At 35.4% G+C, this 12791-nt stretch carries 12 protein-coding genes; 2 read left to right on the top strand and 10 right to left on the bottom strand.

Annotated features, from left to right (window positions below; genetic code table 11):
- Window positions 1-3: 3 nt before the first annotated feature.
- Complete coding sequence (gene ilvD, locus BAQ48_RS19265; RefSeq protein WP_071712413.1) at window positions 4-1677, bottom strand: dihydroxy-acid dehydratase; 1674 nt, start codon at window positions 1675-1677, stop codon at window positions 4-6.
- Between the two features lie 597 nt (window positions 1678-2274).
- Here ilvD and BAQ48_RS19260 point away from each other — a divergent pair.
- The gene (locus BAQ48_RS19260) at window positions 2275-3033 is read left to right on the top strand and encodes an SDR family oxidoreductase (RefSeq protein ID WP_071712412.1); all 759 of its coding nucleotides are present in this window, start codon (window positions 2275-2277) and stop codon (window positions 3031-3033) included.
- A 48-nt stretch (window positions 3034-3081) separates the two neighbouring features.
- On the opposite strand, the gene BAQ48_RS19255 is transcribed toward BAQ48_RS19260, so the two are convergent.
- Genes BAQ48_RS19255 through BAQ48_RS19240 form a run of 4 tightly spaced genes read right to left on the bottom strand, consistent with a single transcriptional unit; the run spans window position 3082 to window position 8188 of the window.
- A complete protein-coding gene (locus BAQ48_RS19255; protein WP_071712411.1) occupies window positions 3082-3771 on the bottom strand; it encodes a response regulator transcription factor in 690 nt (229 codons plus the stop codon).
- Between the two features lie 15 nt (window positions 3772-3786).
- On the bottom strand, window positions 3787-5277 hold the full coding sequence (locus BAQ48_RS19250) for a sensor histidine kinase (RefSeq protein ID WP_071712410.1): 1491 nt from the start codon (window positions 5275-5277) through the stop codon (window positions 3787-3789).
- Window positions 5278-5304: 27 nt separating this feature from the next.
- Window positions 5305-6543: a copper resistance CopC/CopD family protein gene (locus BAQ48_RS19245; RefSeq protein WP_071712409.1), complete on the bottom strand. Its 1239-nt coding sequence runs from the start codon at window positions 6541-6543 to the stop codon at window positions 5305-5307.
- Window positions 6544-6559: 16 nt separating this feature from the next.
- Window positions 6560-8188, bottom strand: coding sequence for a multicopper oxidase family protein (locus BAQ48_RS19240; RefSeq protein ID WP_071712408.1), 1629 nt, complete (start codon window positions 8186-8188; stop codon window positions 6560-6562).
- A 247-nt stretch (window positions 8189-8435) separates the two neighbouring features.
- Here BAQ48_RS19240 and msrA point away from each other — a divergent pair, with 247 nt between their 5' ends.
- The gene (gene msrA, locus BAQ48_RS19235) at window positions 8436-8972 is read left to right on the top strand and encodes a peptide-methionine (S)-S-oxide reductase MsrA (protein ID WP_071712407.1); all 537 of its coding nucleotides are present in this window, start codon (window positions 8436-8438) and stop codon (window positions 8970-8972) included.
- Window positions 8973-9139: 167 nt separating this feature from the next.
- Here the strand turns inward: msrA and BAQ48_RS19230 are convergent, their stop codons facing one another.
- The 5 genes from BAQ48_RS19230 to BAQ48_RS19210 form a co-directional block, all read right to left on the bottom strand.
- Window positions 9140-9340, bottom strand: coding sequence for a hypothetical protein (locus BAQ48_RS19230; RefSeq protein WP_071712406.1), 201 nt, complete (start codon window positions 9338-9340; stop codon window positions 9140-9142).
- A gap of 222 nt (window positions 9341-9562) precedes the next feature.
- Window positions 9563-10459, bottom strand: a complete 897-nt coding sequence (locus BAQ48_RS19225; protein ID WP_071712405.1) for an RCC1 domain-containing protein — start codon at window positions 10457-10459, stop codon at window positions 9563-9565.
- A 163-nt stretch (window positions 10460-10622) separates the two neighbouring features.
- Window positions 10623-11264: a FusB/FusC family EF-G-binding protein gene (locus tag BAQ48_RS19220; protein WP_071712404.1), complete on the bottom strand. Its 642-nt coding sequence runs from the start codon at window positions 11262-11264 to the stop codon at window positions 10623-10625.
- 110 nt (window positions 11265-11374) lie between these two features.
- On the bottom strand, window positions 11375-12061 hold the full coding sequence (locus tag BAQ48_RS19215) for a DUF421 domain-containing protein (RefSeq protein ID WP_071712403.1): 687 nt from the start codon (window positions 12059-12061) through the stop codon (window positions 11375-11377).
- 156 nt (window positions 12062-12217) lie between these two features.
- A complete protein-coding gene (locus BAQ48_RS19210; RefSeq protein WP_000878308.1) occupies window positions 12218-12481 on the bottom strand; it encodes a CD3324 family protein in 264 nt (87 codons plus the stop codon).
- Window positions 12482-12791: the final 310 nt, after the last annotated feature.

Genomic DNA, 12791 nt, shown 5'->3' with positions numbered 1-12791 from the left:
GGCTCAATCAAAATTCGGGATTTTTAGGACTGCCCCTGTATTCGCCGATGTTACCATCTGTGCATAACGTCCAAGCCAGCCAGTTTTCACTTTCGGTTCTGGTCGTTTCCATTCTTTTTTACGCTTATCTAATTCTTCATCACTCACTCTTACTTCTAGCAAGCGTTCCTCAACATCGATACAAACGATATCCCCTTGTTCAAGAAGTGCAATCGTTCCGCCCGCAGCTGCTTCTGGCGAAATATGCCCTACTGAAATACCACGTGAAGCACCAGAGAAACGACCATCCGTTAATAGCGCAACTTCTGCACCTAATCCCATGCCAGCAATTGCTGATGTTGGTGCTAACATTTCTGGCATACCAGGGCCACCTCTCGGTCCTTCATAACGAATAACAACTACATCCCCTTTCTTAACCTTCCCAAGCATAATGCCCGCAAGCGCCTCATCTTGTGAATTAAATATAACGCAAGGTCCTTCAAATCGTTTTACTTCGGTTGCTCCGCTTTTAATAACTGCCCCATCTTTCGCAAGGTTTCCTTTTAATATACGTAGCCCACCTTCTTCACTATGAGGATTTTCGAGAGAATGAATAACTTCTTTATCTTTAATCTCTGCCTCAGCAATATTTTCTCTTAACGTTTGCCCAGTAGCAGTAATACGATCTAAATGAAGTACCCCTTCTTTTCGACTCATCTCTTTCAAAATTGCACTAATTCCGCCCGCTCGATCAATATCTTCCATATGCCAATTAGAAGCTGGACTTACTTTACATAAATGCGGTACACGTCTTGAAACAGCATCAATACGGTTCATATCATAATCTAGCCCTGCCTCTTGTGCGAGCGCTAGCGTGTGTAATACTGTATTCGTTGAGCCACCCATCGCCATATCAAGTGCAAAAGCATCATCAATTGCTTCTTCTGTTACAATATCGCGCGGCTTAATATCTCTCTCAATTAAAATTTTCAATTTCTCTGCTGCTTGTTTAATTAACTCTTCACGTCTTGGATCAATTGCTAAAATACTCCCGTTTCCAGGAAGTGCTAAACCTAACACTTCACATAAACAGTTCATAGAGTTCGCGGTAAACATACCGGAACAAGAACCACAAGATGGACAGCCATGATCTTCAATATCCTTTAATTCTTCTTCTGAAATTTTACCAGATTGATAAGCTCCTACTCCTTCGAAAACAGAACTTAAATCGACAACTTCTCCTTTAGATGTTTTTCCAGCCGCCATCGGACCACCTGAAACAAACACAGTTGGAATGTTAATACGAAGTGCAGCCATCATCATACCGGGTGTAATTTTGTCACAGTTTGGAATACAAATCATGCCATCAAACCAATGTGCATTTACAACCGTTTCCACTGAATCAGCAATGATTTCACGACTCGGAAGGGAATAACGCATACCGATATGTCCCATCGCAATACCATCATCTACTCCAATTGTATTGAATTCGAATGGTACCATACCTGCCGCACGAACTGCTTCTTTTACAAGTTTCCCAAACTCATTCAAATGCTTATGTCCTGGAATAATTTCAATAAAAGAGTTACAAATCGCTATGAACGGTTTATCAAAATCTTCATCTTTTAAACCTGTTGCTTTTAATAAACTACGGTGCGGAGCTTTATCAAAACCTTTTTTAATCATGTCACTTCTCATCTTGTCAAATCCCTTCTTACACATTTTTTCTCTTACTTACTCTATTTTTTAAAATAAAAACTCTCACCTCAGCAATCAACTACTACTTAATAGTAGCTTTGATTGCTGAGGCGAGAGTTCCGCGTTACCACTCAGCTTCCTTACACTTCTCACGAAATATAAGCTCTGTAGGTCCAATCAGACCTCCGTCCTTTTACCGGAGACGATGCCGCCGCCCTCTACTCAGTTTCCCTTTCGCAAGCGATGCTCCGAGGTGATCTTCAATGATTCGATTGTTACCACTCTCACAGCCTTGGAGTAGCTCTCTTAAACAATCATAATCATATACTTTCCTCTTCTTTGCATATACAAACTATAAAGTCAGAAAATTCTTAATTGACTTTTATTTATTAAACGTATTATAGGACGTTGTACTTTTCATTGTCAACATGTTTTCTAAAAAAAATTAAAATTCAATTCATTTCACTAGAAAGCTATTTATTTTTTCTCAAAACAAAATCGGAATGAAACACTTACATACACTCATATATTGCTTAAGTATGCTTGCATTACTACATAAAGAAAAACTTATAAAATTTATGAGGAGATGAGAAAACTATGTTAAAAGGGAAAGTAGCATTAGTTACAGGAGCAAGCCGAGGAATTGGACGTGCTATTGCAATTCGTTTAGCAAACGACGGTGCATTAGTCGCTGTTCATTATGGTAATCGAAAAGAAAACGCTGAAGAAACTGTTCATGAAATTCAATCAAATGGCGGTTTAGCTTTTTCTATCGGTTCAGATCTTGAATCTTTACACGGTGTAGAAAACCTTTATAGCGCTTTAGATACTGAATTGCAAAAAAGAACTGGTGGAACACAATTTGATATTTTAATAAACAACGCCGGAATTGGTCCTGGTGCTTTTATTGAAGAAACGACCGAACAATTTTTTGATAGAATCTTTTCAGTAAATACAAAAGCATCATTCTTTATCATTCAACAAGCTCTATCACGTTTACGTGACAATAGTCGAATTATTAATATTTCATCAGCTGCCACCCGCATTTCTTTACCTGATTTTGTTGCATACAGTATGACGAAAGGCGCTATTAATACAATGACTTTCACGCTTGCAAAACAACTTGGAGCACGAGGAATAACTGTGAATGCAATACTCCCGGGATTTATTAAAACAGATATGAATGCAGAACTCTTGAGCGATCCAATGATGAAACAGTATGCTACTACTATTTCCGCTTTCAATCGCTTAGGTGAAGTAGAAGACATTGCCGATACTGTCGCATTTCTTGCTTCTCCAGACAGCCGCTGGGTTACTGGACAATTAATTGATGTTAGCGGAGGATCTTGTTTGTAATTTCTTAATCTATTTACGCAAAAAAGCCAGCATTTTTGCTGGCCTTTTTCACTGTGTAAAACGATATCCTACTCCCCAAATTGTCTCGATATACGATTTATCAAATGGATCGAGTTCAATTTTATGACGAATATTTTTCACATGGACAGCAACCGTTGCTGCATCACCAATTACATCCATCCCCCATACAGTTTCAAAGAGACGATCTTTACTAAACACTTGATTCGGATGTTCTGCCATACAGGTTAATAAATCAAATTCTTTTCCTGTTAGCATGATCTCAGTTCCATTTACAAATACACGGCGGGCCGATTTATCAATAAGTAATCCTCGAATACGAATTTCATCTTTTATTTGCTCTCGCTTTCCTGTTAAACGATCATAACGAGCTAAATGAGCGTTTACACGTGCCACCATTTCACTTGGACTAAATGGTTTTATAATATAATCATCTGCTCCAAAACCTAACCCTTTAATTTTATCGATTTCCTCTTGTTTTGCGGACACCATAAGTATTGGGATGTCCTTTTTCAATCGAACTTGTTTACAAATTTCATATCCATCTATTCCTGGTAACATTATGTCTAAAATTAATAAGTCATAATCCTCCAAAAGAACTCTTTGTAAACCCGTTTCGCCAGAGTAATCAATATCTACTGTATACCCGGCAACCTCTAAATAATCCTTTTCTAACTCTGCTATAATAGCTTCATCTTCAATAATTAAAATTCTTTTCAAGATGCTCTCCTTTTTCTAATTGATTTTTTGTAATGTAAATGCAAGTGTCGTTCCCTTACCTTTCTTGCTTTCTACCCAAATATCACCACCATGTTGTGTGATAATCTGTTGTGCAATTGATAAACCAAGTCCGCTTCCACCCGTATTAGAATTTCGAGAATGATCTGCACGGTAAAACCTTTTAAATATATGAGGTAATGCCTTCTCTTCTATCCCTATCCCATTATCTTTTATGTAAATTGTTACATAATCACTAGATTCAGTCATACGAATTACAATATATCCTTCTTCTTTATCCATATACTTAACACTGTTCCAAATAATATTTGTAATAACGCGTCGTAATTTTTCACGATCACCTTTTACCAAAATAGAAGTATCCTTTTGAGCATCACATCTCACTGTAATTCCCTTATCTTGCAATTCAAGCTGTAGTTCTTCTATACAATCAGATAAGTATTGGTTAATTTCAACCTCTTCAAATTGAAACGGTTCCTCTTTCAAATCAAGTTTTGAAAAGAGAAAAAGCTCGTCAATTAATTGATCCATATCAAACACTTTATTGTAAATAATTGTTAAATATTTATCTAATTGTTCCGGAGTTCGAGCGATACCTTCTTTAATTCCTTGTACATAACCTTTAATAGCCGTAATTGGCGTCCGTAAATCATGAGAAATATTTGAAAGCAACTCTTTACGATTTTTTTCATATTGCATTTGCAACTCGACCGATTCCTTCAACCTGCCGCGCATCTCTTCAAACGATAAACTTAATTCTCCTATTTCATCTTTCGCAAGTCGCTTTACTTGAAAATCTAAATCACCTTTTTGAATTCTTTCCGTTGCCTGCTTTAATGAATGCAATGGTTTAATAATACTCCGTGATATAAAATATGTTAATATTCCATTTGTAATAATTAATCCAAGTATTAACATGAATACGAAATACGGGGAAAATTCTCTAATCATTTCTTCTAAAGGATTTACATGCTCAAATACAAAAATACTAACCTTATCCCTCTCTTCATCGTAGTAATCAAATTGCTTATAGTAAAAAGAATTACCCTCTATTTTCACATCCATTCCTTTTCTTTGTCCTTCCGTTTCAAACGCGGGTAGGTACTTATCAAACGAAGAAATTTTAAAGTATGGAGATGAATATGTAAGCTCATCATTTTTTCGAATTAGTAACCCTGCTTGATTATCGTTTAATTCTTTATCAGTTTCCTTTAAAAAGTTTAGATCCTCCAATTTATCTGGAGCATACGATGAAAGAATTTTCAACCTACTAAAAATATCATCTTCATCTTCTTTTGTACGAATAGCTCCCTCCTGCTCTTTATCAATGAGAGAATGACTATTTTGATTAAGACCAATGATTGCTTTTGCAATACGAATATCACCAAATAACGTAACACTAATTAACATAATTGCTATGCCACAAAAAACGATTGGAATAATTACCATCGCAATATACGACAACAGCAATCTAATACGGATTGACATTGCAGAACTCCTATAAACATAATAATTTTAGCTCGTTACAGAACTCACAGGAAATGAAACTTGACTCATCCAAATACCAGCTAATAATACGAGTATAGCTAGAACAATTTCTAAGAGCAATAAACGGCGATTAACTGTTCCGATATCGTTACCCCATGTTTTCGTTTGTCTCCATGCTACAATTGTAATTATTAATACAGTAACCGCCTTTATATTTAAGAGGTTTGTCCATTCGGAGTCCACATTAAACAGCATCCATTTTCTTGTCTGTAAAAACACAATTAATTCACCAGAAAGAAATGCTAGAATAAATGAAATACCAGCAATAATACTAAAATGCTTACGGAAACTCTTTTGATCAAATGTAATTTTGTATAATGTTGTCCACACTATAACAAGAGCTAAATAAATAAGTGCTCCTAGCCACACCGCAATACTCATAACGTGGACCATTCTAATTATAACTGCTGCCCAATTTGGATTAGTAATCCATACATGACCTGTGAAAGAAAAACTCGCAACAAGAAATCCCCAAATTAACGCATACCATTCGTTCCCCATATGCTGCAAAGACATAAGAACCAATAATAACAATTGAATCATAATAATAACTGAAAATGGCGAATGAATAAGTAAACTCCCCTTCGGAATAATTGACTTATACACTATTAATTCGGCTATCAATCCTACTACAAGTATAGAGAAGAAAATCATTTTCACATTCTTCATTCTTTGCAATACAGGAGGTAAATTATAATGTTTTACAAACATATCGAGCCACTTTACTCCTGCTCCAATTAAAATCATTCCCTCTACAATATAGCGTAGGATTACAATCATAGCCTCTGAAAATACTGAGGTACTCGCATTCCCCTCTACTACGGCATTAGTTGGTACTTCTTCTCCAATTGAAAAGGTATAGCTTCCTTCACTCGGATGTCCGTCTGCAGACATCATAGACCACCTTACTGTGTAAGTACCATTATTTAAATTTGGTATCTTCACTTTTATTTTTGTTGGGTCATCTAACATTTCAACCTTTGATACTTGCACTCTCTTTGCACTTGGATCTAGCAATTCAATATTAACTACTTTTCCTGTAACTAGTTCACTAAATTCAAGAATAATCTGTTCCGGTTGTACTGTCAGAACCTCCCCCTCTTTAGGACTGGTTCCTACAACACTTGTATGAGCAAATACACTACTATGAGAAAACAAAAATACACTTACACTTGTTACAATAAATACTATCATTCTATAAAGCATGAAAACCTCCGTATTATTATTCTGGATGATTACCCGAATGATCTCCGGTAGAAAATGGCGTAGTTACTCCCTCATAATTCATCATTGTATGCATTCCTTTTTCCGCATGAACGAGATGATGACAATGAACCATCCATAGTCCACTATTATTTGCCTCTAATGCAATTTCATATTCTTCTCCTGGAAAAATATTAACTGTATCTAAGTAAATCGGACTTCCCTCCATCGGGTTACCATTTTTAGAAATAACCTGGAATGTATGTCCATGCAAATGCATCGGATGAATTTCTTCCCCCTTATTTTTAAAGCGAATCTTAACTTTATCTCCTTTCTCTACTTTAATGGGCGGAATATCAGGTGATGTCTTTCCATTAATCGTATAGACCCATTTTTCTTGTCCATTTACATCTTTCACACCTTCTGCCAAATCCATATCATAGACCTTTGTAAACTTTGAATCTATCGTAAACTTGCCAACTCCTTTTTCTCCATATTTCGTAAAGTCAAACCATGGATAACTCTTTATATCAATAGGTTCTTTCGGCAAAGAACCGCTCCCAATAGTTGCTGTTAACATTCGATTCATTTTCTTAGATGGATCAACGTTAATAAGTTTTACACTCGTTGTTTCCGGCATTTTAAAAACAAGGTCATAACGTTGTGCAGCTCCCATCGGAAGAATTGCTTTATCTAGCTCGTCCCCACCTTTTATATCACGACCATCTAATGCGATAATTTGAAATGGTGCCCCAACTAATGTCATTAAATGCGTATTATTCCCGGCGTTAATTAAGCGAAGGCGTACTATTTCACCTGGTTTTGCATCTAATTGTAGCCCTTCACTTGTATCATTTAATGTAAATACATCGTAATCATCTCCATCAGATAAATCTTTGAGTTGATCATTACTTGGCATCATTAACGGTCCTTCTAAAGTTTGCGCCTTTTCATTTCGAATATGATTGCTAGGATAGCTATCCCAATCTTTATCTTGTTCGCCATTATGCTTACGGGTTTTTATGTCTCCTGCTTTCCATTCATGGATTGCCACTGTATAATCCTTTTCATATTTTACAGCTGCTTTATTCGGTTCAATAACAATGGTTCCAAATAGTCCCCGCTCCGTTTGTTTTGCACTTTTTTGATGTGAATGATACCAATATGTCCCCACCTGATCAGCATTAAATGCGTATGTATATGTTTCACCTGGTTTTATAGCATTTTGCGTAACACCTGGAACACCGTCTACCGCCGCAGGAACATCTAATCCGTGCCAATGGATTGTAACTGGTTCTGACAATTCATTTTTCAAATTTACAACAACACGTTCACCTTGTTTAACTCGAATTTGAGTGCCCGGTGATGTTCCATCAAATGTCCACGCATCTACCTTTTTCCCATTTCCCAAATCTACGCTTGCTACTTTCGCCGTAATATTAAAAGTTTTTGTAACCTTTTTTTTGGCAACTGAATTAGCAAGAGATGTAATTGATTCTGAAGTAGATGTTGCATCTGTTAACTTCTTTTTTTCATTTGTACCTGGGTAATTATTTATTAAAAAATATCCGAAAATAACTAACCCTAATAGTAAGCATGCCGCAATCAATATATTTCTTAAATCGCTTTGTATAAATTCCTTTTTCATATTAGTCTCTCTTTCATTTTTTGTTGTAAACTATTAATTTTCATACGTAGATTCATTGCCTATCACCTCACATATTCACTTCGATTTACATAATAACACTCAGAAAAAAAGAAACTTTGAAGGAATTTTAAAGACTTTATAAAGAAATATATTTCAATTTTTCTTTACTTCTAAATCTTTTTTATTGCGCAATAAAAAAGATTGTATAATACTATATAAAACATATATATTTAGGAGGATTATAGTAATGTCTGAAAAAACATACGAACTCGCAACCTTCGCAGGTGGTTGCTTTTGGTGCATGGTAAAACCATTTGATGAACTTCCTGGTATTCACAAAGTACTTTCCGGCTATGCAGGTGGTCATATCGAAAATCCAACATACGAACAAGTAAAAGCCGGAACATCTGGACATTTAGAAGTCGTTCAAATTACATTCGATCCTTCTATTTTCCCATATGAAAAATTACTAAATTTATATTGGCCTCAAATCGATCCGACTGATGATGGTGGACAATTCTTTGACCGTGGTCCATCTTATCGCACTGCTATTTTTTATCAGAATGAAACACAAAAAGAGCTTGCTGAAAAATCAAAACAAGCTCTTGCAAAAAGCGGTATGTTTAAAGATCCAATCGTAACTGAAATCCGCACAGCTGCACCTTTTTATGAGGCTGAAGAATACCATCAACATTTTTATAAAAAAAATCCAGAGAAATATGCTACTGAGCAAAAGGAATCTGGTCGTGAAGATTTTATTAAAGAAAATTGGCAAAAAAAATAATAAAAATGCATCGTGCTTTCATTTCAAAGTGCGATGCGTTTTTATTTTTGAAAAAAGTACCATACAATTATGAGAACAACCGCTGTTAATGTCCAAAGTATTATCTCGTTTTTAACTCTATTCTTTTTATTAGTCATTTTATCTCTCCTTATCACAATTAAACATATTCAAGATTTCTTTTGTTTAATTGTCCACCAGATGAAAGTAAATAAATCCTTACATATTCTTGTAATAAGAGCACCTATTATTCCGATTACAATTGAAATTACTAACATCTGTCCAAAACTAAAAGAATTGGTATATGTTATGTAGAGAACGATACATATAAGTAAAACATCCGGTAAAGAAAGTAAAAACCTTTTAAACATTCCTTTATCTCCCCTATACTTTATTTATCTCTTCTACTGTAACTTTGCAATAAAGTTTATTCAAAAATTCCATTTAGACCCTCATTTTACGAAAAATAATAAGAATCCCTTTTCAAAAGGGATTCTTATTTAGCAGATTTAAGTTTAATTATTTTCTACATATCCTATTCCATAATTACTCCTAAAATAGAATAATATTACTAATGATTTATTGTAAATTGACTATTTGCCAGGCAATCGAATGTTGTGCCAGCTACCTACATCACATTGACCAAATTCATTATTGCCCAACGCGACCACCGTGCCGTCTGATTTAAGGCCAACCGTATGCGCACAACCAGCCGCTATCGCTACAACGTCGCGCCAATCGCTTACATTACATTGACCATACTCATTCCAACCCACTGCCACCACTGTACCGTCTGATTTAAGGCCGATTGTATGATTCGTACCAGCTGCTATCGCTACAATACCTCGCCAATCACTTACGTCGCATTGGTTATGTTTATTATTACCCACTGCCATTACCGTACCGTCTCGTTTAAGGCCAACTGTATGAAGATAACCTGCTGCCAACGCCACAATACTTCGCCATCCACTTACATTGCATTGGCCATATCGATTATTCCCCACAGTCGTCACTGTGCCGTCCAATTTAAGACCGACTGTGTGCCAGTCACCCGCCGTAACTGCCACAATATCTCGCCAGCTACTTACATCACATTCTCCTTCTTTATTTCGCCCCACAGCTATTACCGTGCCATCTGGTTTAAGCCCAATGGTACGACGCCATCCCGCCGCAACCGCTACAACATTGCGCCAGTCATTTACATCACATTGTTCATGCTTATTCCACCCCACAGCTACCGCAGTGCTGTTACATGCAAGACCGATTGTATGAGCATTACCCGTATTCGTCGCCATATGAACATTGCCCGCTGCGACTGCTACAATATCTCGCCAGCCGCTTACATTGCATTCTCCTTCTTTATTTCGTCCCACTGCCACAACCGTACCATCCGATTTAAGAGCAACGGTATGACCACGACCTGCTGCTATCGTATCTTTCGGCCACCGTTTCACTTGTAACACTTCTTCTTTCGGTGAAATATAATTCATGTTTACCTCCTTGCATATAAGCAACTGTATCCAAATAGATGTTTTTATCCAATCACATTATAAATGACCGGACTTTTTTTATAAATCTACAACTACAAAAGAAGCCAATTATTACTTCTTCCAAAATAAAAACCTCCAGTTTAAGTACTAGAGGTTTTCCATTTTATTTCTTTAATCTCTCAATAAAATCGTTTAATTTATCAAGCGACTTCATATTCTGATTACAAGCTACACCATCTTTACAAATATAGTTTCCCTTTTTAACGAAAGTTCCTGGTACATCACCTTTAATTTCAACTAAAAACATTCCTACTTCTTCATGCCCATGACATAATGAGCAAATGCTCTTTTTATTTAAACTTTGGAACGTTCCTTGCAGACCAACAAACTTATTTTTATCATTTTTCGCTATAATAAATTTCCTATTTGATCCCTTGTCAATCCAGCTTAAATAAGATAATTCTTTCATATCCAATTCTTCCATATCAGGTAGTTTTAACTTTTTCGCCTTAGGAAATAACTTTTTTAATGTTTGCGCTGTAACTTCCTGAAACGGAATGACATACGGATTTATTTTCATTAAGAACGATTCTGCATCTTCTCTATTTTGAACTGTTAATACCGTATCAATTAACTCTGTCTGTTCATCCGTTAAATTCTCAAATACATGTATTATCTTTTCAATCGCAAGTGATTTTAACGCTTGAATTACTCCTCTATCATTTGCCGTTGCATGTCCATTTGCTAAAATATACGCTTGTGATTTTATAAAATTATATTGATCACTTCTAATAAAAGCTTCCATCTTTATCACTCCATACAAATTGTTAATCTAGTTCTATTGTATACAATGATTACGTTCTTTGATATGTAAAAGATAACTTAGAAATGAAAATTACATACTCTGATTATGTTCTAACGATTCATTTCCTGACAAAAGAAACCATCATCTGTTTTCCATTCCGCATATAATACGTCTTCAAATTTAGTAATCCCTTTTTGCTTTATTTGTTTATATAGCCATCCTTCATCAAAACCTGCTTCCCTCAAATTATCCTTAACTACTATCCCATCACTAATTAATGAAATGGGTAAGTATACAGGCTTATGTTTTAAACTTAAATCATTTATAGTGGGAGATTCGTATTTGCTCTTTTTCAGAACGCTTATATTCCCATTAGGTTCCAAAATCATATATTCAACTTCTCGGATTGAAAATATGTCTTTTTGTTGCCTAAGCATTTGTTGTAATTGGTTAATGTCCAAATGATTTACACTTAATTGGTCACGATCAATCTTTCCGTTACGAATAATAATTGAAGGATACCCTTCAAAAAACCTTCTTGTTCCTCTTATTTTTTGCGTTATCACTTCTATTGTATAAATTAAAATTACCCATACAAATACTGAATATAAAATAGACCACACTTTAATTTTAGGGTCATATATTGAATTTCCAACGAGCTCACCTAGGACGATAGCAGAAATAAAATCAAAGGGTGTTAGCTGAGATATTTGTGTTTTCCCTAATATTTTCGTAGCAATTAACAGCACAAAAAAGCCAACTAAAAGCTCTATCGTTATTTGTCCAATATGATTCATAGCTGCTCACCTTTCTGCTTTTCACTCAAATATTCTATTTAGTAAAAAAACGGCACATTTTTCTATTATCTTTCCCATTCATACACAATATATCCAATATATAAAAAGCAAAAAGAGTCTAGTTCAAAATAACATTTGAACTAGACTCTTTTATTTTCATTTGGAATACACAATTTTTTTAATCGTTTCTCCAGAAAGAAAATACTCTTCTGCAAGTTGATGAATAGCAATTCCACTTTTAAACGCTTCTTTAATTGCTTTATTTCTTTCATCAAGTTGTTTTCTTCCGCCTGATCGTGTACCCCATTTATAATGTTTCGTTTCTTGTTTTGGAATGTAAATTGTTTCACCTTGTATATACTTTTGAATTTCAGTAATTAAACTTTCTGGTAAAACTGTCGCAGCTTTTACGTATTTCATTTCTGCTCGCCCCTTATTTTTTATGGTTCATTTCAATAAGGTGCAAAGCCAAATATAAAAATGATACGAGCTCATTTAGGCGATTGTATATTACTTGTCTACCTCACGCAAAGTATCGCCATTTCCATACTTGGCTTTGCATGAGACGTTGCAGTGTCCGGCAATTGAATTATAATCGCCATGTAAACACCTCCTAATATACCTTTTACATTTTATTATATGATAAATTCCTTCCACTTGCATCCACATCCTTTTTAACGCACGAAACTACTAAGTTTGATATAATACTTTTTAGTCCAATACAAAAGTA

Source organism: Bacillus luti, from assembly GCF_001884105.1.
In the GTDB taxonomy this organism is placed as follows: domain Bacteria; phylum Bacillota; class Bacilli; order Bacillales; family Bacillaceae_G; genus Bacillus_A; species Bacillus_A luti.
The sequence above is the reverse complement of the archived record's forward strand: the minus strand, read 5'-3'. Positions and strand labels throughout refer to the sequence as shown.